Genomic DNA, 20396 nt, shown 5'->3' with positions numbered 1-20396 from the left:
AGATGGAATCAAGACTTATTAGCAAATTAGAAAAACTTAATAAACAATCTGTCGAGCGTGCCTTCACTGTTGATGCACTCGATTGGTCTAAACCAATTGATAAGAAGCTTAAGTGGACACCAGATGAAATGGTAACCATCTCTTACCTACCAAGTTATGACTTACTTACAGAGGCCCAAAAACTTAGATTTAACCAATTAATTGGACTTTCAATTTGCGAGCAATTCATTTGGTTTGAAAACGTTCTTCTAAATCCGGCCCTAAAAAGCTGTAAAAGAATCTATAAGCTAAACCCTCAAATGACAGAGGCCATTGATCACTTTATGGAAGAAGAAGATAAGCACGGTGAAATCTTTCTAAGAATGCTTATGAAGGCTGAGCCTGAAAACTATTCGAAAGAGAATCCCCTGCGTATTTTTAAACTTAGTCCTATGCAGAATTTCATCATGAAAGTTGTCACAACATTTCCAAATATCTTTCTGTGGTGGATTTGGATTGCCCTATTCTTTGAAGAGAGAACATTAGATATCTCTAAGAAATATAATAAGGCCCTTAAGGCCGGTGATGTTGATTGGAACTTCTGGCAGTGCCACTACTATCATATGCTTGATGAAGTAAGACACCAGCAAATTGATGAGTGCTTTCTTGCGGCCTTCTATGATAAGGCCAACCCAATCCTTAGAAAGATCAATGCCAGCGTCTTTGTGAAGTTTATTTCGTCATATTTTGGACCGAAGAGACTTGCCGGGAGAATCCTGGAACTCATGCAAGAAGAGTTCAGTGACCTTTCGCAGGAGACAGTTAATCAATTAAAAAGTGAATTTGAGTCACTTCGTACGAATGTTGAATTCCAACGAAGTGCCTTTTCGAGACAGGGGCTTGGCCGTACATATGAGTTACTGGCCAAATATAATGAAATGGATGGTTTTTGGGATCTCCTACTTGAAGAAAGTAAGGAAGATCACCTAGGGAAAAACCGATACGTACGAGGTACGCATTCGACAATCCTAAACTAGCCAAACAAAAAAGGGACCCAATACGGTCCCTTTTTTTTATTGTAGATCTTTTTTTAAACTTGTTAGTAATTCATCTAGATCAAAAGGCTTGTAAAAGAAACGAGTTACTCCTTCCTTCATTGCCTCTTTCAGAGAAATATCAGCTTGTCCTGAAACAAAGTAGAAAACTTTCTCTTTCTGATTGTCGTTGCTATTTGTGCAATCGAGAACAACCTTTCCATTTCCATCTGGCATCTTGTAGTCAGAAATAATGGCATCAAAAGTTTGGCCACTATTGATTAGCTTAACAGCACTATTTCCTGAGTTTGCGCACTCTGTCTCATAGCCTTCAAACTGAAGCTCTTCGGCCAGTAACTCTAGAATATCTGGTTCGTCATCGACGATTAAAACTTTGTAAGGCATAGATAAATTCTCTTCTAAACGTTAAAAACGTAATTATAGTCATGCATCCTAATATAAATAGGATATTTTGTAAAACAAAATACATTGAGAAACTATATCTCTTAATCATAGAGGCCAAGGCCTTATTATTCAAGATTGTTTCCACAAATAATGGCGCAGTGCCATAGTAAAAATCAACAAAAGCAGCGCCAAGGGCCGTCTTCATAAGATAGTCATCTCTAATGATCCTAAAGTAGTCTAAGACGTAGTGATCTCTTTGGAATCCCGCCGTCACAAGATAGCACTGATTTTGCGCAAGTAGCTTTTCGATTGGCTGTGGCTTGATATCTTCGCCAGTCTCAACCAATGGACTCACAAAGCCAAAATGATCAAGATATGCTATGGAAGCTCGATACTGACTATTATTAGAAAGCCCAGTAACCTTTGCATTCCCTTCATTACCTTGGTCTTCTAATATTTCTCTAAAATCTGTTCTTACAACACCTGCTCCCGCAGTGTCTTTTAAGTAGAGCGCCATTCGAGAGATATAAGTCCCATTTCCACCGTGATCACCTGCATACTCTATAACTGCTGAGCTATCTCCAGAATACGTCGAAATAATACTTAAGCTTGATCGTGTTTGAATATCAACTGTAGCAGCACTAATAACGAGCTTGAAAAAAATTGCTCTACCGACAGTATCGGGAATCTCCACTTCTTCGTTTGAGCTATAATCTGTGTCCTTAGGCATAAAGAATAAAACCAACTCAACACTATCTTTAATTGAAGCGATTGAATCTGTGATTCCTGCACAGTTTAACTCACTTGATGAGCAAATTTCAGCAAAGCTTACAAATGGGTTCTCTACTTGCGCATCTGGAATTCGAGAAATAATACGAAATACAGGACTTGAATTGTCATTGTCTTTTAATGCGACATAAAGCTCTTCATTAGTATAAGCAAGAGAGTCAACGTCTCTTAAAAAGAGCCCCCCTAGATCAGAGGTTTCATCTGCCAAGTTTGGCGATGTTCCACCTGAGTCGGCAATATGATAGGCTAAATCTTGTGCATTAGTTCCAAGACTTAGAGGAACATAGAGAGTAATTGCAGCTTCTGCTGTTGACCCATCTCCTCCAAGGTTATAAAAGAGCTCATTTAAATTTTCACCTGTTGAATTTCTGAGGTAAAAAACAGGCTCTGTCTTATCGTCTAGGCTTAAAGACGCACCGTAGGCACTAGAGATAGTAAGGTAAAGAAAAATGAAGATTTTAAATAATTTCTGCATAGTAAAATTATGGGTTAAGTTTTATTCATGGTCAAATAATTAAAGATTTGGCATGATAAATTGAAATAGTTAAGTAGTTTAAATGACAAAGGTTTGGATCAAATTATGAAATATATTGTGCTCTCTATGCTTCTACTAAGTTCATGTATTGGAACGGATGGAATTAAGGATCAGAGAAAAGTTATTGGCAGTATGGCCACGGCACTATCGAAGAAGTACCCAAGTGTTGAAAATGTGGATTGCGACTACCTAAAAAGACGCCTTCGCCTTAAGGATAATCGCCTTGTCGTCGTCGATGCACGAGATATTTATCAATTCGAGGTCTCTCATATTGAACGAGCAATACCTTTGTCGAAACTACATGAAGTCTATCCTCAGCTTCAAGGTAAGGAAGTCGTCGTTTATTCAACTATTGGAACCCGTTCAACGAAGGCAATTCTCGAGCTTTCAAAAACAAACCCAAATACAAAGTTTACGAATCTATTTGGTGGAATTCTTGACTGGCTCCAATGTGGCCAAAAGATCTATCTCATGGGTAAAGAAACAAAAGAGGTTCGTTTTGAAAATGATGCCTGGAATATTATCCCAGAAGGATACAAAGCAATTCTCCCATGAAAGTAATTAGCATTAACGGCCAAATTCTCGATCACGAAAGAGATGCAAAAATCTCAGTGCTTGATCGTGGCTTCCTCTACGGAGACTCTGTTTACGAAGTAACAGAAGTTCGAAGTGGAAAGGTTGGCTTTTTAAAAGAACACCTGGAGCGTCTTCAAAACTCTGCTTTAAAGATGCACATGCACCTCCAATTAAGTTTCAACGAGTATGAAAGACGTATTATTGAGGTTGCAACAAAGCTTCATGAAGCTGGTCATGACAGGTGCTATATTCGCTTAGTCGTCACGCGCGGAGAAGGAGAAATCACCCTCGACCCACAAGCGGCCAGCAATCAAAATGTTATCATTATCGGAAAAGAACTTCCGGAGAATCCTAGGACTTGGTATGACGATGGTGTCGAAGTTATTATTGCTTCCACTCTTAGAAACCCAGTTAAGTCCATGGACCCAAATATAAAGTCAGGAAATTATCTTAATAATATCCTCGCCTATAATGAGGCCAAGGAAGCAGGATACTTTGACGCCATCATGCTCAACCAAGACGGTAACGTTACAGAGTGTACGACAAGTAATATCTGGATTGTAAAAGATGGAGTTTTTAAAACCCCACCAATTGCGGCCGGACTCCTAAAAGGTATCACAAGAGAAAATGTTATTCGCATTCTTCGTGAGCAAGGCATTCCATTTGAAGAGGTAAATTTCACGGGCAGTGAGTTAAAAGAAGCGGATGAGTGCTTTCTTACGTCATCAACAAAATACCTTGTGCCAATCGTAAAAGTTGACGACACAACAATTGGAAATGGAAAACCTGGAAGCAAAACTCTGCAAGTACTTGATATCTTTAAATCAGAGCTCTGAAACTTCTATAATATCTAATATTTACATCCTTTCCCATTGACAACAGTGGCCATTGTTCGCTATAAAGCTTCAGTTACATCCGAAATTATTAAGTAAGATTGATGGGCCTAAGGCACTAGCCTTTGAGATGTGATGTAACTTTTCCTTGTCCCTAAAGTCTTTTTTATTCAAAAGGAGCCAACAATGGCAAAGAGTACTACAGCGAGATCACGCTTTAAAATCCAAAGAGCACTAGGTGTTGAACTTCCAGGTCTTGGAAAAGCTGGTGCATTAGCACGTCGTCCATACGGACCAGGTGTACACGGTAACAAAAGAAAGAAAATTTCTGACTATGCCGTACGTCTTAAAGAAAAACAAAAACTAGTATTCCACTACGGTCTAAGAGAAAAGCAACTTGTTACTTACGTAAAGCAAGCTAAGAAGAACACTGCTGGTAAGCCATGGATGGAAGTACTTCTATCTAACCTTGAGTCAAGACTGAACAACGTAGTTTTCAGACTTGGATTTGCACCATCAATGATGGCAGCTTCTCAAATGGTTTCTCACGGACAAATCCTAGTTAACGGAAAGAAAGTTGACCGTTCATCTTTCATCGTTAGCCAAGGTGACGTTATCTCTCTATCTGAGAAAGGTTATAACAACCAACTTTACAAGCAAACTCAAGAAACTCCACGTTTCGCAGCAGTTCCAGCTTGTTACAATGTTGAAGGTACAGATAAGAAGAAAGCAACTATGGTTGCAGCTCCTCTTGAATCAGATGTACCATTTGAATTCAACTCTCAGCTAGTTATTGAGTACTACTGGAAAGTTAAGTAAGCACTCGCGGCATTGGTTGCCCAAAGGCAACCTATTGGACGCGATGCTAGCTCCCCTCGAAGAGGGCAAATTATCTATTCAACAAGCCGGGTTCAAGCCCGGCTTTGTTGTATCTGGAGCTATGGGAAAGCCCAAGCGACAGAATAAAAAAAGCTCCTTATTAAGGAGCTTTTTTATTCTTAGCCTTTTATTCTTAGCCTTTTATTCTTAACCTTTTATTCTTAACCTTTTATTCTTAACCTTTTATTCTTAGCCTTTCCTATTTCTACTTTGATCTTATTTGCGTCGAACTTAGTTCTTGAAAATCATGAGGCCTAAGATAGATCACCTCAAGCTTTGAATTATACTCTTTAATCTTTGCTTCCACTTCCCTGTACTCATCCATTTTCTCATCACGAGGGACAACATAGATTTTTGTCAAAAGCTGACATACCTTTTCAACTTCAAACCACTTTAGAAATGATCCAAAGGTATCATCACCCATTAGCCAATTCACCTCAGGATACCTTACCTCTTGCAACCACTCATATGTAGGTCTTCTTAGCTTCTGTGCCCAAAAGCCCGTATAAATAGGAAAACGGGCCCCTGTCGCCTCTTTAATCTTTAGGTACTCACCATATGGATCTTCCTGTTCATTAGACTTCCAAGGACTATAGTCTAAGACGATAATAATATTGTCTTCATATTCACTACATTGATTAAGGCATTCAAGATGGCCATCATGAAATGGATGAAAACTTCCACCAAATAAAGTGACTGATGACTTTGTCTCGGAAGAATAGAGCTCTACGGCACTAGCAATCTCTTCTAATTTACTCATTCGTTAGAAATCTTTGCTTTGTAGAGTCTTTCGTCCATCTTGCTTAGCGCGCTCTGCTGCTGAGTCACACTTTACACGGACGATATCAGATAGAATTTCCATCACATTGGCCGATGTATTAAGGTTATGCTTATCCTTAATATATTTCTTAAGTTTTGAGGCCACAATTAAGATATCTTTATCTGTAAGATTAAGAGTTTTTTTATCACTTGATACTAGAATGCGACGAGGCTCTTTCCTCTCTTTCGAGTTATTTTCTTCGCTCACGTTTTCTCCATTTGAGTTCTTTAAATAATCAACTTTCACATATATCTCCAAGTCTAGTATAATAATAGTGTAACTTAAATTTAAATCTAATAAACCAACGAGCAAAATATGAAGTTCTCTTGCGAATTTAACGATATTGAGTATTTTTTCACGACAGAAATTGGCCCAGACACCAATGATAAATACCATTTATTTCTGTCTGGCCCAAAGCTTACCAAGTACCAAAATGATGAAATGAAATTTCATACATTGACGGTAAATGCTAAGTACCAAGGTGCTGAGCTAAATTATTTTATTACGGGAATTCCACTCTCTCTTGATGAAGAAGAGCAAATGGAAGAGCTAGAAGATTTTTTTGAGGCCAAAGAAATCTTTGAAAAGGTCGAGGATGCGTTTGAGCTACTACTAAGTGACCGCAAGGCACCTCCATGGGGCCTAAAGGAGTATAAGTAATGAATCAACAACAAGGAATACTTCCAAATAACTCTCACAGCAAAGTAATGGGCTATCTACTATGGCTCTTTGGCTTCATGGGTGCTCACCGCTTCTATTACGGGAAACCAATCTCAGGTACAATTTGGATGCTAACATTAGGGCTTCTAGGAATTGGTTGGTTAGTTGATCTTTTTCTAATTCCTGCAATGGATGAAGAATGCGATAATCGCTACTTTGAGGGTGTTCTTGATTATAATATTGCTTGGATTCTTTTAACTTTCTTAGGAGTCTTTGGCTTTCACAAATTCTATCAAGGTAAGATTGTGATGGGGATACTCTACCTTCTAACAGGTGGCTTCTTCCTCTTTGGTGTTCTTTATGACTTCTGGACACTGAATGAACAAATTGATGATATCAACAAAGGTATTGCATAAAAAAGGCCCTCACTTAGAGGGCCTTTTCTTTCTTTAAAATTTGATTTAATTAGAAACCACAACGACCTTGGTAAAGGTATACACGATCGTAGTCTCTAGAAGTTGCATCAAAAGTCGAATAAGTTTGTCCTGCATCTGCAACATCAATTTTGAAAACCTTAGAGATGATATCATCACGGTACTCAACAAAACGACGTCCTGGGTAGCGACGATAAACTGTCGTACACTGACCTCTTCTTCTGCTACAAATTACTTCTGGAATTGTGATTTCACAGAATTCATCACGGTGGCGAATTGGGCCACGTTCGATATCTGTTGTGATCGTTCCATGAAGATCATAGTTTAGAGTTGTATCGGCCTTATCAAGAGTAAACTCTCCATTTCTTGGAAGTTTAAACTTCTCATCAAACTTAACAGTTAGCTTTTCACCAGCAACTTTAATTTTAAGTTTTCTTTTTCCAATAAACTTTAGCTTCGCATTGTAGTCACCTTTAGCAAGTGAAATACTATCGTCTTTTGACTTAAGCTCTACTGCAGAATCAACAGAAAGTGTTCCTTTAAACTCAGTCTTACAACCAACTAATAGCCCTAGTAATAAGGCAAATGTGAAAAATCTCATATCCCCTCCATATGATGAAAAATAAAATAAATTGTATTTAAAACACAAAATTTGGATTGTCCATACTTGCATAAGTGGCGTGAAATTTATACTTATTTCGAAACTAAACAAAAAACTGATAAAGAACATGTTTTCTATTTGTGATTTGTAGTAAGTTAATACTGGACAATTTTCTTAAATTGTTTAATATTGACGCAATATCGACTACTTAAACGGAGACCCCATGGAAAACACTAAAGTTTACGAGACGTCTATTGTTCCTAAAGGTGAAATGCTAGAGCCAGTTAGAGATACAGCATATATCGCATCTTCTCTGACGATTGAAGTTCTTCACGTTATGACTTTCTTTGTGATCTTTGCCTTCATCTTTGCTGGAATTTGGAAAACAGCAGTTAGAATGGAGAAGAGAGAAAAAGAAGGATCTAAATCTAAAGTTACTGCTTAATTAAAATTCAATATGAAAAGTTACTGGCCCGTCGTTATGTATTTCGACGGCCATGCTTTCTCCAAATACTCCCTTCTCTACAGGGACGCTGCTTTGTAGTACCTCAACGAATTCATTAAACATCTTATTTGCGATCTCTGGCCTTGCACTTCCATCAAAGCTTGGGCGATTCCCCTTTTTACCATTCCACGAAAGTGTAAATTGTGAAACAGCAAGGATGCTTCCTTCGATTTCAACAACAGATCGATTCATGCGTCCTTGCTCATCTGCAAAGATTCTTAAGGCCAAAATCTTATCTGCTGCTTTCTTGAGTGTTTGCTGACTATCTTCATGTTCAATACAAACTAGCAAATGAAGTCCTCGCTCAATCTGAGCAACAACTTCATTATTTACTTTTACATTGGAACTTGAGACTCGCTGGACAACTATTTTCATTAACTCTGCTTATACTCTTCAATTTGTTTTAATTCATATTGTTTTTTTAAGTTCTTAATCTTCTCTTCATAGCTTGAAACAAGTTGATCTCTAAGCCTTTGAGAGTCACTCATTTGTCTCTCTAACTTCTTTTGAGCAAGATTAAGCTTTCTTCTCATATCTGTGTTGTGATTAGCTGTCATCTTCTGCTTTTCAAGATTATGATTATGAGTCATACGAGATGATTTTACTTCATTCTCTCTCTTTACCATTTTCAATCGAGTATTAAAGTCATCGCGAAGCGCTTGAAATTTCTTTTCATACTGATCCTTGATATGGACGATATTTTCTTTCATTTCAGTTCTTTGCATTCGAGACTGCTCTTGAAAGAACTCACTTTCAGATTGCTGCTTTCTCTTAGAAGAAGTTCTTAGCATATAGAGCTTTTCTTCTGCATCAGCGATAGATTTCTTCAACTGCTCTTCTTGTAATTGAAACTTACCTTCATAAGAAGCTTGAATGTCAGAAATCTTCTTATCCATCTCTTGACGATGCGACTTAAGAGTCTCCGCATACATCTCATGGTTGCGAGTATTAATCTCTTCTTTTTCTGCTCTAAAAGAGTCTTGGAGAGACTTCACTGTTTCAAGATTTTTTTCTTCTGTACGAATCAAATTATCTCTAAAGTGGTCTCTTTGATTATCCATTAGCTCACGAAATTGATTTTCTTTCTGAACAACATTATCTTCAGCAACTTTCTTTTCATGAGTGATATTTCTATTGTATTGAGACTTTTTTATTTCGTGCTGACGCTGAGAACGAGCTTGAATAGTATCAGCATTTGCTCTTGTTTCATTCTTAAACTCGGCCATGCGGGCCTGTTGTTCACGAGACTGATCCTTAACTCTTTTTGTCACAGCATTATCTTTTTCAACAAGCTTATCTTCAAAGTCTTTAATGATCGCAGAGTTAAGCTGCTTTAGGCGATCGATCTTTTGTTGAAATTTATCTTCAACACCTCTTTGCTCCATTTGATTCATCGACTGAGAGCTTTTAAAGCGCGCAATATCAAGGTCGTGATCACCTTTGATATCTTCTCTCTTACTGATCTGATCTCTCAATAAATCAGAAACCTCTTTCTCATGACTAAGCCTTTGATCTTGTAACGACTTTTGAGTCTTCATATGAAGCTCACGGGCCAATTGATCGACCCCTGCCTGCTTCTCATTTACTTGACGTAGATAAGCCTGATTTGCTTCTTCAAGGGCATTCTTTTTTGAAGCGACTAGAAAGTCCTCACGCCTCTTACCTTCATCAACAACCTTTCTAAGATTCTTATCCGCAGCATTTTTGAGGTCACGATTCTCTAGTGAAAATTGTGACTTAAGCTCATTTAACTGGTCACGATTTCTTCTCACTTGTACTTTTTCGCGGGCGGCGAAGTCGGCATTTAATTTCTGATTGGATTCTGTCGTGTGCTCACTTAGCTGCTTGATTGTATCCTGAAAGCGGTCTTGATTTAGATCGATGCGCTCTTGTGATCTCTTATTTTGTGATTCGAGATTAGTTTGATAAGTCGTATCTCTTTGTTCAATTGTATCAGCATAAGCTTGCTTAAGAGTTGCAAGCTTCTCATCGAATTTCGATTTTTGTTCAGTTGAAGTTTTATGGAAGTCTTCTCTAATTTGCTCATTTCTTTCGCGAAAGAATTCTTTTGACTTGGCCATAGCAAGCTTGGCCTTCTTTGCAGCTTCATCAAGTTTTTGCTGATTATCCTCAATAAGCGCCTGTTGCTTCTTGGCGTGCTCATGCTTGATATTATCAACCTTATGAGCATTCTTATCTTGAATATTTTGTAAATTAGACTGGTAGCCTTCACGAATGTGATTGAGCTGCTTACGCTGCTCTTGATTCATTTGAGTAATTTTCTTTGAGTAATCTTCGACTTTCATAAATTTACACTACCGCCCGTCTCTAAAATTATACCTTCTTTATAGTCTCTCGTTCACTAGGCAAAGAGTATCATGCCTAAACACCTGATTTTGCTGCTGTGCTAAGATAATTCAATGAATAGCTTAAGCGATGAAAAGAAATACGAAAGTTTCCTAAATATGTGGAGAACACTTGTTTCTCTGACACACCTCGACAATATTGTTTCCGAGCAGGAAACGGCCCTTATCCAAGACTTCATTCTCAATGCAAAACTTGAAGAACAGGACAGAGCACTGCTTAAGGAAGATCTTATTCAAAGGCATCGCCCTGATGAGTTCATTCATAAAGTAAACTACCCTGCTCACCTAAGCCAACTCCATCATTTGGCCAACGTTCTCTTTCGATCAGATGAACTTGATCCAAAAGAAGAAGCCTTTTTAAAGAAAATCCTTGATGATATCGAGGCAAAAATCGGCATTCTCAACGCAACAACCCATAGCGCTCATGCCATTAGCGAACTCAACAAAAACGATGTAAGAAAACGAGCAAATGGCCCTCGAAGTGCATTTGCAGAGATCATTCGCTTCTTTTCAAAATAGCCACAAAACAGCTTTTTATTGGGCCTGATAAAACTTCCTAGACGATCCTCTTTGTGCTAAGTTATTGCCAAAATATTCACAAAAAGGATTAATAATGACTAACTCAGAACTTAATGATTTCTTAGAGAAATATGGAAAAATGTTTAGGCCAAATCCATGGCATGGTATCAAGACTTGGGACGATCAAGATAAGAAAGTTCTTAATGCTTATATCGAAATTACTCCAAATGACCGTGTGAAATATGAAGTTCATAAAGAAAGCGGTTACCTAATGGTTGATCGCCCACAGAAGTTCTCAAATATTATTCCACAACTATATGGACTAATCCCACGTACATACTCAGATGAAAAATCTGCAAACTTTGCTCAAGAAGAAACAGGACGCACAGGAATTGTTGGTGATCTTGACCCAATCGATATTTGTGTACTTGCTGAAAAGAATATTGTTCAAGGTGACATCCTAGTAAACTGTATTCCAGTTGGTGGTTTCAGAATGCTTGATGGTGGTGAAATTGATGACAAAATTATTGCTGTTCTAAAAGACGATGCAATGTTTGGACATATCACTGATATCGATCAAGTTCCAGCTCCAGTACTTGCAGAACTTAAGCACTACTTCTTAACTTACAAGGAAATCCCTGTAAAAGAAGGAGAAGCTAAAGTTGAAATTACAGAAACATACAATGCAGAAACTGCAATGAAAGTTATTAACCTCGGTGTAGAAGACTATAATGAAAAATTTGTTAAATAATTATAAAGGGTGCCTTATTGCGCACCTTTTTTTTGCTCTAATAATTTCCCTTAATACTTTTGGCTCATCTTATATTGTAAATAAAGAGCACTCTAAGCTTAAGTTTAGCATTAAGTATATGGCATTAACTGATGTTGAAGGCCAATTTGATGACTATACGATCTACTTTAAAAAGGATGAAAATAAGATCACTGACCTTCAAGGTGAGATTATCGTTAAAAGTATCAACACTTTTGATAAGAAGAGAGACCAGCATTTAAAGAAGAACGAATTCTTTAATGCAGAAAGCTTTCCAATTATTAAATTTAAAAATGCTGAGGCCATTGTTTTAAAAGATAATAAGGCCGATGCAAAGCTTGCTCTTACAGTAAAAGATAAAACGAAGACTGTGCCAGTTAGCCTTAAATACTTAGGTAAGCGTACAGATCCTTGGACAAATAAAGATGGGATCTACTTCGAAGGTAGCTTTAAAATCAATCGCTTTGACTTTGGCATTAACTGGAGTAAGAACTTTGATGGTGGCGTGGTTGTTGGTGAAGAAGTAATCATTAAGTTTACAATTGAAGCCTATCAATCAAATGATAAGCCGGCCTTCTCTCGCTTTTACCTTCCAACAAACTCAGTAAAAAGAAACGTCTCTCTGGATGCTAAGACATCCGGAGGGGCACTCATTCTTCCAAATGGTAAGATCACTAAGAACACAACGGCCAATGTTGCACCAGATAGTGACTATACTGAAATTTCAAATATCGTCCTAACACTTGTCTCGACAGGTATTCTCTTTGTTATCACGATCGTTTTTGGAATCTGGGGACAGGCCAAACTCGTAAATTATTTAGAAGAGAAAGGAATGTCAGAAAATGTTACACTCCTACTATCAACTGTAATCGTAACATCATTTATTGTGACATGTATCTACATCACTAGTGAATACACGGGTGTAGGAACTCACCCACTTTTCAACCGTTAACGAACCTTAAGATAACCTTAAGAAACGGGGCCTTAGAGATTTTCTTAAGAAAATCTTTACTTGTTCACCTTTAGTTAATTGTCTTAAAATTTCTCCATGAAGAAGGAGATAAATGTTATGACAATTGAAGCAGTTGAATACAGAGTTGAAGAAGGAATTATTTTTACGAAAGATTTAGATGGTCTTTTTCGTCAAGAATACGATATTCCTCTTGAGCATATTAGAACATTAAAATTCAGATTTTCAGATATCGATTTTGATGATTATAACTGTTATTAATTCCTAATATACAAGAACACGGTTAATCCCTTACAATTTAAGTAAATATTGATTTACAAGGGATTAACCAATGAAAAAGTTACTCGTACCATTAGCATTAATATCGCTATTCTCGTACACGGCCTGTACAAAGAACAGTTCAACATATAAGAATAGTTATCATATTGAACGATCAAATCAGAACACAGCTTCTGTTGAAGAACTACAAAATATCAATCCAGTTCTTCTGATCTCCCTAGACGGCTACCGCTACGATTACACAAAGAAGTATCAACCAAAATTCTTATCAAAATTTTCAAATGAAGGAACTCAACTTAAGAGTCTTATTCCTTCATACCCTACAAAAACTTTTCCAAATCACTTATCAATTGCGACAGGTTCCTATCCAATGAATCATGGGATTGTGGCAAATCACTTCTACGCACCAGACCTTGAGCAGAGTTACTCACTTAAAGATCGTAAGGCCGTTAAAAATAAGAACTTCTACCTATCTCCTACGATTTGGGTAGCAGCAGAGGAGCAAGGACTAAAGACAGCAACACTATTTTGGCCTGGCTCAGAAGCTGATATCTCAGGTATCAGACCTTCATATTGGTATGATTATATTCACTCGATGCCACACCAGGATCGTGTTGACCAAGTTCTAGAGTGGCTAAAGTTGCCACCAAAGGAAAGGCCATACTTTATGACGCTCTACTTTCCTGACGTAGACTCTGCTGGCCACCATCACGGGACAGAGTCTAAAGAAGTTAAGGAGGCCATCGCTAAAGTTGATGCAACATTAGAAAAATTTATTACTCAAGCAACTAAGCTTGCGCCAAACTTAAATATTATCATTGTCTCTGATCATGGAATGAAGAATGTCGATGAGAAGAAGAAAGAAATCATCTTAAAAAATGATGATCTCATGCAGTTAAAAGAAGATTATCGAGTTTATGGAGCTGGTCCAATTACTCAATTCTACCTAAAGGCCAAGGGGAGAAATGTCGAAAAAGATATCGTCGCACTAAATGCTAAGGCAGAGAATTTTAAATGCTACAACAAAGACAACACTCCAGAAAAACTTAACTTTAGAAATAATGTTCGAGTTGGATCAATTGCTTGTATCGCTAATTCTGGCTGGTGGATTGCCGCCACAGACTTTAGCTACCCTAAAGCAACTCACGGCTGGGATCAATTTAGTGATATGGATATGCATGGAATTTTCTATGCTCAGGGACCTGACTTTAAGAAAAACTATATAGCAGAGTCAAAAGAGAATATTCACATCTTCCCTCTTATTCTAAGAGTTTTAGGGCTTGATAATCATTATCAAATCGATGGAAAGATCGAAGCAATTCAAGACGTCATCAATCAATAGAAATAAAAAAAGGCAGGTTTAAAACCTGCCTTTCTTTTTATATATAATTTAAAATTTAATTACATATTTTTTGGCTTATACCAACATAGTGGTCTAATACCTGTTTCGTAGCTATCTACTCTGTTACAAGTACCTGCTAGAGCATCTGTCTTAGATACGTCATCGTTTAGGTCTTTGTCACATAGTGCACCTTGAAAGTAAGTATCTAGACGACACTGACCAGCTGGGTGCTTGTCATCAGTCTTTCTAACAACAGACATATCTGGAGTTGTAAAAGATACTGAACGACCTGAGTTAAGAAGAGTCGCTAGACCCTTAGCAGCTTGTGCCATTCTCTTACATAGAGCATTTTCGTTTGAATCAGACCATACAGCGCTACACTTTGACTCAACTTCTGGATCGATATCCATTTTAGAAACGATACGTGCATTGTCGTCATCTTGGAAGATTCTTCTGAAACACTTAAGTGATGCCCAGTAATCAGATTGACCTTCGTTTGATGCCCATGATGGAATCCAAAATCTTTTAATTTTTGGAGCACCTGCTAGGTGGTGACCTAGTTCGTGACATACAACAAGAGCAAATCCATCTGGAGATACTAGCTCGTGACGAGCAAGACCACCAAACATGTGAACATTCCAAACACCTCCACCTTGGTTAGCGTAAGCATTTACTGTTCCATCTTCCCATTTACGGTGAAACTTAAGTGTTGCACCTTCAGTTTCAACAACTGGTGCGTAAACTTCGTTTGCACGATCAATAATGATATTGAATAACTCTTCAGTCATTCCATTACCTGTTAGTGCATCAACACCACGGTAAAGATCATTTTCTGGCATGATTCCTGTTTTTCCATGAATATCACATGAATAAGATTGCATTGAAAAGATTGCAGCAAAAAGAGCAATCAATAGCGTTGATTTTCTCATCTCTTTCCTCCCTGAAAGTACATAAATAAATATAAACAAGTTATTATAGAAATTAAAAAAACACTCTGTGAAGAAAAAAAATTAACTTGCCAGACTTAGTTAGAAAGTATTTTGGTCAACTATTTAAATTTCTTAACAATCTGTGCTGAATAAATGGTCTCTTTACCCGAAACGATTTGTCCGATAATCATGGCAATAGCAAGATAAGGCAGTAGCTCATATCCAAAGATTTCTGCACCCATGGCAATACATGCTAGAGGCGTATTAGAAGCGCTTCCAAAGACAACACAAAAACCAATGGCCGCAAGAAAGTTAGGATTAATTGAAACAATCGACGACATCCAAGAGCCCATTGTTGTTCCGATATAAACAAGTGGAGTGAACTCTCCCCCTTTGATTCCTGAAACAAGTGAAATTGCTGTGAGAATAAATTTTAAAATAAAATCTTTAATGGATACGATTTCTATTAGTGCCTGTTGAATAACTTCAATCCCTAGCCCAGTGTAGCGCTGCTTATAGAAATCATTAAGAACATAGTAGAATAGTAATAAGACAAAACCACCTAGAAATGTTATGAGTAGTGGCCTACCAAATGTTTTAATTTTATCTTTTGATTTCTCAATAGTAAGGACAAATAGTCTTGCAACTAGGCCAAAACCAACTCCTGCTATAAGGGTATAGAGGACAAGCTTCCATGAAAACTCTAATTGAGTTATTTGAATATATGTCGAGTGAGGAGCATAAAGTAAATGGGTTGTGTAAAAGCCAATATAAGAAGCGATTAGGCACTCAAGAAAAGTCGATATCTTTATCCTAGCGTTTAAGTAAATTGCTTCAATCCCAAAGATAGCACCAGCAAAAGGAGCACCAATAGCAGAACCAAATCCGGCCCCACATCCCGCCATTAAAAGAACCGCCCTCTTTCTTTTAGAGTGATTGAATAATTTTGCTAAATAATTTCCAATTGCTCCCCCCATCTGCACAGCACTTCCTTCTCGCCCAACACTTGCACCAAATAAGTGAGAGATTAACGTCGAAAAGAGAATCAGGGGTATCATGATTAGCGGAATATCTCTTTTAGGATGATGGACTTCATCAATAATAAGATTATTTCCCTTCTCACTAATCGGAGACCATTTTTTATAGCAAAAATTAACTGCTACCATCGCTATTGGTAGAAAATAAATGAGAAAGCTATATTTGAATCGAAGAGTTGTTACTAATTTTAGTAGATGTAAGAAGACAGAAGAAGCTATCCCCGTAAGGACACCTAAAACAATAAAGGAAAAATAATACTTTAAATTGCGACTATCATTACTAATTTCTGCTGCCATATTTCTATTCTAAGTTAGAAATATAGCAGCGTCTATTATTATGAATTTTACCAAGAACCTGTATTTTCCATATCCTTCCAAGGAGCGGCAGGAGAAAGAGGCTCACCTTTTTGAAGTAGCTCAATAGAGATATCATCAGGAGATTTTAAAAAGGCCATATAACCATCTCTTGGTGGACGGTTAATAGTCACGCCTTGATCCATAAGCTTTTGGCAAGTCTCATAAATGTCATCGACACGAAATGCTAGATGGCCCCAGTTACGACTACTTTCTGGCAATTTTTCAGTGTTGCCATTTTCATCAGGCCAATTATAAGTTAGCTCAATAAGTGGAGCTTGTTCTACTAATGCCTTCTCTTCGTCTTCAGGTGCACTTAAGTACACTAGAGAGAATTTCCCAGCTTCACTTTCAATACGGTGAACTTCTTTGAGTCCTAGTTTATTACAATAGAAGTCCATACTTTCATCTAGATTACTTACACGAACCATTGTGTGGAGAAACTTCATTCCAACCTCCATAATTAGTTGTCAAATTTTCCTCTACTTTAACAAGTCTCACCCATATAAAGTACTAAAATTTCGTTAGTTTTTGGTCAAATCTAATTCCCACTTATAATTTCTGCATAATTTTAAAGAGGGCCCAATATGAAGTATTTAAGGCTATTTATCGTTACTTTATCACTTAAACTATCTACCTTTGTCTTAGCAGAACAGATTGATCGAAATACAACCGTTTCAATGATTGACCAAATGGTTGCAAGAGGAATTATTGGAAAGCACGAAGCTGAGCAGGCCAAGTCAAAACTTGCGGCAATGCCAGATCAAGAGTGGGGCCAATTAAGTGAATTAGGTAGAAAGCTGGCCTCTCAACAAATCGCAAATGGTAATGTAGACCTAAGTGTTGATAGTGCTGCTCAAAATATTGATTTCAATTCAAAACAATTTAAAGATATTCAATCGCAAGTTAAGAGTATTATGCAGTCTCCCTAATATTTATCAAGATTGCATTAATTTTTTCATACATACTCAATGGCAATTGACCGATTAAAACAAAATTCATATAAGCTCCTTAAAATCACTTTGAGGAGTCCCTATGAAATCACTAATTAAACTTGTATTAGTTTCTGTTATTGCACTATCAAGCACATATGCTTCATGTCGTCTTGAAGTAGAGCTTCAATCAATGGATATTCTAGCTCAAGAGCTAGCAGTATCTTATGATGAAGTTTATAACGAGTACCAAACAAATATTTCATTTGTCGGGATAAATGCAGATGGCCAAGATCTTTACTCGGCCTATTTCAATACTTATTCTGGTGCATTTAAACTGGATACTGTAATTGATGAAAGATGTGATGTTGTAAGTTTCGAACTTTCACTAATGTAATAAAAAAGGCTACTTTAAGTAGCCTTTTTTTAACGTTCTCTTGTTTCTGACTGAAGTACCTCTCGGTAATCCTGGATATCATCAAAGCTTCTCTTGTAGTTCTTTCTCTGATGACTTTTTTTTCCATTTGCATAATTGCTTAATTCATTCACTTTACTCTTTGGCGCATTGTAATTTTCAGAACTATTAATTCTTCTCTCATTAGTTGCAAAAGTAAGTGGCGAAGTTAAGAAAACAGCAAGAATAAATAAACGCTTCATCCTACACTCCTAATTTTCTTAAACTGTGTAAACGATTCATTCGTTTTACTATTCTATTGTAATCCACTTCTATATGGGGCGAAAGGGCCCGGCAATTACTTATTCAAAACTTAACATACTTAACAAAAACATAACACTTTACTAATGAGACCTTAATTTTAAGCAACTTTCTTTTCAGTAACTCCTCGCATGGCCTTAGAAATTTCTTGTACGATATCTTCTTCTGTAAAAGGCTTATATAAAAATCCATCAACCATAGTTGAGGCTTCCCTATCTTCGCCTTCGAGATTTAAATTTACACAACCTGTAGTAATAAGAATTCGGGGCTGTTCAATTAATTTATTACTTCTAATACTCTTTATTAACTTAGGGCCATTCATAACAGGCATCTTCATATCAGTAATAATGAGATCATAACTTTCAGGACTTGCAACGTACATATCATATGCAACCTTGCCATTTTCAGCTAAGGAAACCGTGACACCAATATCTTGTAATATTTCTTCGAGAAGATCTCTAATGCCTTCCTCATCATCAACAACTATTGCACGAAACTTCATCTTAAAATCACTCAAGCTTACCACATTACTCTCCTGTGAAGATGATACCTCTTGTCCATAATGTATTGGTAGAGAGACTTTAAATACAGTCCCTATCCCAACAACACTCTTCAACGTCATCCTTCCGTTAAATTCATCCTTTATAAAACCATGGGCAATAGAGAGTCCCATCCCTGTCCCCTTACCTATATCCTTAGTCGTATAGAATAAATCAAAAACTCTACCTCGATCTTCTTCGCTGATGCCGTGTCCATTGTCTTCAATTTTAAATGTTATTCGTTCATTATTTTCTTTAACAATAACATTTACTTTTCCATTATCCTTACCTTCTACCGCATCTCTAGCATTAGAAATAAGATTGATTAGAACTTGCTGAAACTTTCCTCTTTCTCCTTTGATCAATGCCTTTTCATTCACATTCATATAGAGATTCAAATGAATATTATCCTTATCATAGAAATCCTTAAGCATTGATACAGTATCTTCAAAAACACTGACCACACTAAAATCAGTAGGCTCTTCATCTTGGGCCTGTCTTGAAAACTTTCTAAGCCCTGATACAATTTTTTCTATTCGCTGAGCTGCTATTTCCGATTTTTCAACTTTCTCTAAGAGCTCCTTGACATTCTTTTCTCCCATTCTTTTTTTGAGCGATTTTAAGTGCCCAAGAATAATTGTTAACGGGTTATTAATTTCATGACCAATACCTGCTGCTAATATCCCAATCGAGGCCAATCTTTCATTTTGACTAACAAGCTTCTTTTGCCTCCCCAACTCTTCATACTGCTTTTTAATTGCCTCTTCCTGCCTTCTTACCTTCTTAGAGATGAGATACTCTCTTCTTCTTCCTGTTTCGATGATATAAACCGTTAAGACTATGATGAATAAAAAAAGAGCCAGGTTAACAATATAATCGAAAGGGAATGTAAGGGTCGATGAAGTTCTTGGCCCAGATACTGTCAGGTAGTAATTAGTATTTCCATCAGTTGCAAATGGTTCTTCATGACGGTAAAAATTATAATTCTTATCACCATCACCATAACCAACATCAAGGTTTACTCGATAATTTGAGTTCGTATCACTTTTAAATCTTTCAGGTAATAAAGAGGAGAACGTGAATATCATATAGGCCCTCCCCTTTGTTCCATCAACAGAGCTTACAAATTCTTGTAAGATAATATCTGATGTTGCAGTATCAAAGATGACCTTATTATTTTTGCCAAACTTACCACAAGTCTTTCCTTTCGACTGTAGCGTTTCATAGAGGGTTCCATTTTCTCCGCTATAACAAATGGCCGAAATATTAAGCTTATTCAAAGTTGTTTTTGTAAAATTATTAAATTCCCACTCATTAACATTTAAAGATGAAGCAAAGAAGTGTGAGATCGCAAGTAAAGCCTCACCACGTACCACACGATTTGCTTGGATTGTTGAAATAATCTCCTGAGCGCTACTTTTAAATTCTTCTTCATACTTATCTCGTAAGAACTGCTCTCTTTGATAATATAGAAGGGAAAGGAATGATATTCCTAAGACGAGTATTGTTAATGAGATTTTAGAGAGGCCAAGTTTCACAGCAAACAAATCGACCTTGCTTGCTGCAAACTTAACTTAAGATTCTTACGTGATTAT

At 37.1% G+C, this 20396-nt stretch carries 26 protein-coding genes; 14 read left to right on the top strand and 12 right to left on the bottom strand.

Annotated elements, in window-relative coordinates; all coding sequences use genetic code 11:
* Positions 1-2: 2 nt before the first annotated feature.
* Entirely contained in the window at positions 3-1016 is a 1014-nt protein-coding gene (locus ABMA78_RS11005; protein ID WP_392860040.1) for a diiron oxygenase, read from the top strand.
* 36 nt (positions 1017-1052) lie between these two features.
* Here the strand turns inward: ABMA78_RS11005 and ABMA78_RS11000 are convergent, their stop codons facing one another.
* Together ABMA78_RS11000 and ABMA78_RS10995 are read right to left on the bottom strand one after the other, a co-directional pair.
* Entirely contained in the window at positions 1053-1418 is a 366-nt protein-coding gene (locus ABMA78_RS11000; RefSeq protein WP_392860039.1) for a response regulator, read from the bottom strand.
* Positions 1390-2682 (bottom strand): CFI-box-CTERM domain-containing protein, encoded by a 1293-nt coding sequence (locus ABMA78_RS10995; protein ID WP_392860037.1) that lies wholly within the window; start codon positions 2680-2682, stop codon positions 1390-1392. The genes ABMA78_RS11000 and ABMA78_RS10995 overlap by 29 nt, the downstream gene beginning before the upstream one ends.
* Before the next feature lie 105 nt (positions 2683-2787).
* Here ABMA78_RS10995 and ABMA78_RS10990 point away from each other — a divergent pair, with 105 nt between their 5' ends.
* From ABMA78_RS10990 to rpsD, 3 genes are all read left to right on the top strand, one after another.
* On the top strand, positions 2788-3297 hold the full coding sequence (locus ABMA78_RS10990) for a rhodanese-like domain-containing protein (protein WP_392860036.1): 510 nt from the start codon (positions 2788-2790) through the stop codon (positions 3295-3297).
* On the top strand, positions 3294-4154 hold the full coding sequence (locus ABMA78_RS10985) for an aminotransferase class IV (protein WP_392860034.1): 861 nt from the start codon (positions 3294-3296) through the stop codon (positions 4152-4154). The genes ABMA78_RS10990 and ABMA78_RS10985 overlap by 4 nt, the downstream gene beginning before the upstream one ends.
* Positions 4155-4337: 183 nt before the next feature.
* Positions 4338-4970, top strand: coding sequence for a 30S ribosomal protein S4 (gene rpsD / locus ABMA78_RS10980; protein WP_392860033.1), 633 nt, complete (start codon positions 4338-4340; stop codon positions 4968-4970).
* Positions 4971-5235: 265 nt separating this feature from the next.
* Here rpsD and ABMA78_RS10975 read toward each other — a convergent pair whose 3' ends face one another.
* Both ABMA78_RS10975 and ABMA78_RS10970 read right to left on the bottom strand, forming a co-directional pair.
* Positions 5236-5790 carry a hypothetical protein gene (locus tag ABMA78_RS10975; protein ID WP_392860031.1) on the bottom strand — a complete coding sequence of 185 codons (555 nt, stop codon included), beginning with the start codon at positions 5788-5790 and terminating at the stop codon, positions 5236-5238.
* A gap of 3 nt (positions 5791-5793) precedes the next feature.
* On the bottom strand, positions 5794-6096 hold the full coding sequence (locus ABMA78_RS10970) for a hypothetical protein (protein WP_392860029.1): 303 nt from the start codon (positions 6094-6096) through the stop codon (positions 5794-5796).
* A 69-nt stretch (positions 6097-6165) separates the two neighbouring features.
* Here ABMA78_RS10970 and ABMA78_RS10965 point away from each other — a divergent pair, with 69 nt between their 5' ends.
* Both ABMA78_RS10965 and ABMA78_RS10960 read left to right on the top strand, forming a co-directional pair.
* Positions 6166-6510 (top strand): hypothetical protein, encoded by a 345-nt coding sequence (locus tag ABMA78_RS10965; RefSeq protein WP_392860028.1) that lies wholly within the window; start codon positions 6166-6168, stop codon positions 6508-6510.
* Positions 6510-6926, top strand: a complete 417-nt coding sequence (locus ABMA78_RS10960; protein WP_392860027.1) for an NINE protein — start codon at positions 6510-6512, stop codon at positions 6924-6926. The genes ABMA78_RS10965 and ABMA78_RS10960 overlap by 1 nt, the downstream gene beginning before the upstream one ends.
* 49 nt (positions 6927-6975) lie before the next feature.
* Here the strand turns inward: ABMA78_RS10960 and ABMA78_RS10955 are convergent, their stop codons facing one another.
* A complete protein-coding gene (locus ABMA78_RS10955; RefSeq protein ID WP_392860026.1) occupies positions 6976-7545 on the bottom strand; it encodes a hypothetical protein in 570 nt (189 codons plus the stop codon).
* A 223-nt stretch (positions 7546-7768) separates the two neighbouring features.
* Between ABMA78_RS10955 and ABMA78_RS10950 the strand changes: the two genes are divergently transcribed.
* The gene (locus tag ABMA78_RS10950) at positions 7769-7990 is read left to right on the top strand and encodes a hypothetical protein (protein ID WP_103219125.1); all 222 of its coding nucleotides are present in this window, start codon (positions 7769-7771) and stop codon (positions 7988-7990) included.
* Here ABMA78_RS10950 and dtd read toward each other — a convergent pair whose 3' ends face one another.
* Together dtd and ABMA78_RS10940 are read right to left on the bottom strand one after the other, a co-directional pair.
* Complete coding sequence (gene dtd / locus ABMA78_RS10945) at positions 7991-8425, bottom strand: D-aminoacyl-tRNA deacylase (RefSeq protein WP_392860025.1); 435 nt, start codon at positions 8423-8425, stop codon at positions 7991-7993.
* Positions 8425-10356, bottom strand: coding sequence for a hypothetical protein (locus ABMA78_RS10940; RefSeq protein WP_392860023.1), 1932 nt, complete (start codon positions 10354-10356; stop codon positions 8425-8427). The genes dtd and ABMA78_RS10940 overlap by 1 nt, the downstream gene beginning before the upstream one ends.
* Positions 10357-10470: 114 nt before the next feature.
* Between ABMA78_RS10940 and ABMA78_RS10935 the strand changes: the two genes are divergently transcribed.
* From ABMA78_RS10935 to ABMA78_RS10915, 5 genes are all read left to right on the top strand, one after another.
* Positions 10471-10935: a hypothetical protein gene (locus ABMA78_RS10935; RefSeq protein ID WP_392860021.1), complete on the top strand. Its 465-nt coding sequence runs from the start codon at positions 10471-10473 to the stop codon at positions 10933-10935.
* Positions 10936-11029: 94 nt separating this feature from the next.
* Complete coding sequence (locus tag ABMA78_RS10930) at positions 11030-11686, top strand: inorganic pyrophosphatase (protein WP_392860019.1); 657 nt, start codon at positions 11030-11032, stop codon at positions 11684-11686.
* Entirely contained in the window at positions 11667-12656 is a 990-nt protein-coding gene (locus ABMA78_RS10925; protein WP_392860018.1) for a YceI family protein, read from the top strand. Before ABMA78_RS10930 ends, ABMA78_RS10925 begins: the two co-directional genes overlap by 20 nt.
* 96 nt (positions 12657-12752) lie before the next feature.
* Entirely contained in the window at positions 12753-12935 is a 183-nt protein-coding gene (locus ABMA78_RS10920) for a hypothetical protein (protein ID WP_392860017.1), read from the top strand.
* A gap of 70 nt (positions 12936-13005) precedes the next feature.
* Positions 13006-14295: an ectonucleotide pyrophosphatase/phosphodiesterase gene (locus ABMA78_RS10915; RefSeq protein WP_392860016.1), complete on the top strand. Its 1290-nt coding sequence runs from the start codon at positions 13006-13008 to the stop codon at positions 14293-14295.
* A gap of 59 nt (positions 14296-14354) precedes the next feature.
* Here the strand turns inward: ABMA78_RS10915 and ABMA78_RS10910 are convergent, their stop codons facing one another.
* From ABMA78_RS10910 to ABMA78_RS10900, 3 genes are all read right to left on the bottom strand, one after another.
* Positions 14355-15224, bottom strand: a complete 870-nt coding sequence (locus tag ABMA78_RS10910; RefSeq protein ID WP_392860014.1) for a hypothetical protein — start codon at positions 15222-15224, stop codon at positions 14355-14357.
* Positions 15225-15343: 119 nt separating this feature from the next.
* Entirely contained in the window at positions 15344-16558 is a 1215-nt protein-coding gene (locus tag ABMA78_RS10905) for a chloride channel protein (protein WP_392860013.1), read from the bottom strand.
* A gap of 47 nt (positions 16559-16605) precedes the next feature.
* The gene (locus ABMA78_RS10900) at positions 16606-17064 is read right to left on the bottom strand and encodes a VOC family protein (protein WP_392860011.1); all 459 of its coding nucleotides are present in this window, start codon (positions 17062-17064) and stop codon (positions 16606-16608) included.
* A 138-nt stretch (positions 17065-17202) separates the two neighbouring features.
* Between ABMA78_RS10900 and ABMA78_RS10895 the strand changes: the two genes are divergently transcribed.
* Positions 17203-17547 carry a hypothetical protein gene (locus ABMA78_RS10895; protein WP_392860010.1) on the top strand — a complete coding sequence of 115 codons (345 nt, stop codon included), beginning with the start codon at positions 17203-17205 and terminating at the stop codon, positions 17545-17547.
* Positions 17548-17650: 103 nt separating this feature from the next.
* On the top strand, positions 17651-17944 hold the full coding sequence (locus ABMA78_RS10890; protein ID WP_392860009.1) for a hypothetical protein: 294 nt from the start codon (positions 17651-17653) through the stop codon (positions 17942-17944).
* Between the two features lie 29 nt (positions 17945-17973).
* Here the strand turns inward: ABMA78_RS10890 and ABMA78_RS10885 are convergent, their stop codons facing one another.
* Together ABMA78_RS10885 and ABMA78_RS10880 are read right to left on the bottom strand one after the other, a co-directional pair.
* Positions 17974-18204 carry a hypothetical protein gene (locus ABMA78_RS10885; RefSeq protein WP_392860007.1) on the bottom strand — a complete coding sequence of 77 codons (231 nt, stop codon included), beginning with the start codon at positions 18202-18204 and terminating at the stop codon, positions 17974-17976.
* Positions 18205-18362: 158 nt separating this feature from the next.
* Complete coding sequence (locus ABMA78_RS10880; protein WP_392860006.1) at positions 18363-20339, bottom strand: ATP-binding protein; 1977 nt, start codon at positions 20337-20339, stop codon at positions 18363-18365.
* Between the last annotated feature and the right edge of the window lie 57 nt (positions 20340-20396).

The sequence above is a fragment of the Halobacteriovorax sp. RZ-2 genome, assembly GCF_043196685.1.
Lineage (GTDB): Bacteria > Bdellovibrionota > Bacteriovoracia > Bacteriovoracales > Bacteriovoracaceae > Halobacteriovorax_A.
This window is presented reverse-complemented; position numbering and strand designations above follow the sequence as displayed.

What these genes read in the sequence shown, in the direction of transcription:
- ABMA78_RS11005 (WP_392860040.1), top strand. Translation starts at nt 3, where the DNA reads ATGGAATCAAGACTTATTAGCAAATTAGAAAAACTTAATAAACAATCT.
- ABMA78_RS11000 (WP_392860039.1), bottom strand. Translation starts at nt 1,418, where the DNA reads ATGCCTTACAAAGTTTTAATCGTCGATGACGAACCAGATATTCTAGAG.
- ABMA78_RS10995 (WP_392860037.1), bottom strand. Translation starts at nt 2,682, where the DNA reads ATGCAGAAATTATTTAAAATCTTCATTTTTCTTTACCTTACTATCTCT.
- ABMA78_RS10990 (WP_392860036.1), top strand. Translation starts at nt 2,788, where the DNA reads ATGAAATATATTGTGCTCTCTATGCTTCTACTAAGTTCATGTATTGGA.
- ABMA78_RS10985 (WP_392860034.1), top strand. Translation starts at nt 3,294, where the DNA reads ATGAAAGTAATTAGCATTAACGGCCAAATTCTCGATCACGAAAGAGAT.
- rpsD (WP_392860033.1), top strand. Translation starts at nt 4,338, where the DNA reads ATGGCAAAGAGTACTACAGCGAGATCACGCTTTAAAATCCAAAGAGCA.
- ABMA78_RS10975 (WP_392860031.1), bottom strand. Translation starts at nt 5,790, where the DNA reads ATGAGTAAATTAGAAGAGATTGCTAGTGCCGTAGAGCTCTATTCTTCC.
- ABMA78_RS10965 (WP_392860028.1), top strand. Translation starts at nt 6,166, where the DNA reads ATGAAGTTCTCTTGCGAATTTAACGATATTGAGTATTTTTTCACGACA.
- ABMA78_RS10960 (WP_392860027.1), top strand. Translation starts at nt 6,510, where the DNA reads ATGAATCAACAACAAGGAATACTTCCAAATAACTCTCACAGCAAAGTA.
- ABMA78_RS10955 (WP_392860026.1), bottom strand. Translation starts at nt 7,545, where the DNA reads ATGAGATTTTTCACATTTGCCTTATTACTAGGGCTATTAGTTGGTTGT.
- ABMA78_RS10950 (WP_103219125.1), top strand. Translation starts at nt 7,769, where the DNA reads ATGGAAAACACTAAAGTTTACGAGACGTCTATTGTTCCTAAAGGTGAA.
- dtd (WP_392860025.1), bottom strand. Translation starts at nt 8,425, where the DNA reads ATGAAAATAGTTGTCCAGCGAGTCTCAAGTTCCAATGTAAAAGTAAAT.
- ABMA78_RS10940 (WP_392860023.1), bottom strand. Translation starts at nt 10,356, where the DNA reads ATGAAAGTCGAAGATTACTCAAAGAAAATTACTCAAATGAATCAAGAG.
- ABMA78_RS10935 (WP_392860021.1), top strand. Translation starts at nt 10,471, where the DNA reads ATGAATAGCTTAAGCGATGAAAAGAAATACGAAAGTTTCCTAAATATG.
- ABMA78_RS10930 (WP_392860019.1), top strand. Translation starts at nt 11,030, where the DNA reads ATGACTAACTCAGAACTTAATGATTTCTTAGAGAAATATGGAAAAATG.
- ABMA78_RS10925 (WP_392860018.1), top strand. Translation starts at nt 11,667, where the DNA reads ATGAAAAATTTGTTAAATAATTATAAAGGGTGCCTTATTGCGCACCTT.
- ABMA78_RS10920 (WP_392860017.1), top strand. Translation starts at nt 12,753, where the DNA reads ATGAAGAAGGAGATAAATGTTATGACAATTGAAGCAGTTGAATACAGA.
- ABMA78_RS10915 (WP_392860016.1), top strand. Translation starts at nt 13,006, where the DNA reads ATGAAAAAGTTACTCGTACCATTAGCATTAATATCGCTATTCTCGTAC.
- ABMA78_RS10910 (WP_392860014.1), bottom strand. Translation starts at nt 15,224, where the DNA reads ATGAGAAAATCAACGCTATTGATTGCTCTTTTTGCTGCAATCTTTTCA.
- ABMA78_RS10905 (WP_392860013.1), bottom strand. Translation starts at nt 16,558, where the DNA reads ATGGCAGCAGAAATTAGTAATGATAGTCGCAATTTAAAGTATTATTTT.
- ABMA78_RS10900 (WP_392860011.1), bottom strand. Translation starts at nt 17,064, where the DNA reads ATGAAGTTTCTCCACACAATGGTTCGTGTAAGTAATCTAGATGAAAGT.
- ABMA78_RS10895 (WP_392860010.1), top strand. Translation starts at nt 17,203, where the DNA reads ATGAAGTATTTAAGGCTATTTATCGTTACTTTATCACTTAAACTATCT.
- ABMA78_RS10890 (WP_392860009.1), top strand. Translation starts at nt 17,651, where the DNA reads ATGAAATCACTAATTAAACTTGTATTAGTTTCTGTTATTGCACTATCA.
- ABMA78_RS10885 (WP_392860007.1), bottom strand. Translation starts at nt 18,204, where the DNA reads ATGAAGCGTTTATTTATTCTTGCTGTTTTCTTAACTTCGCCACTTACT.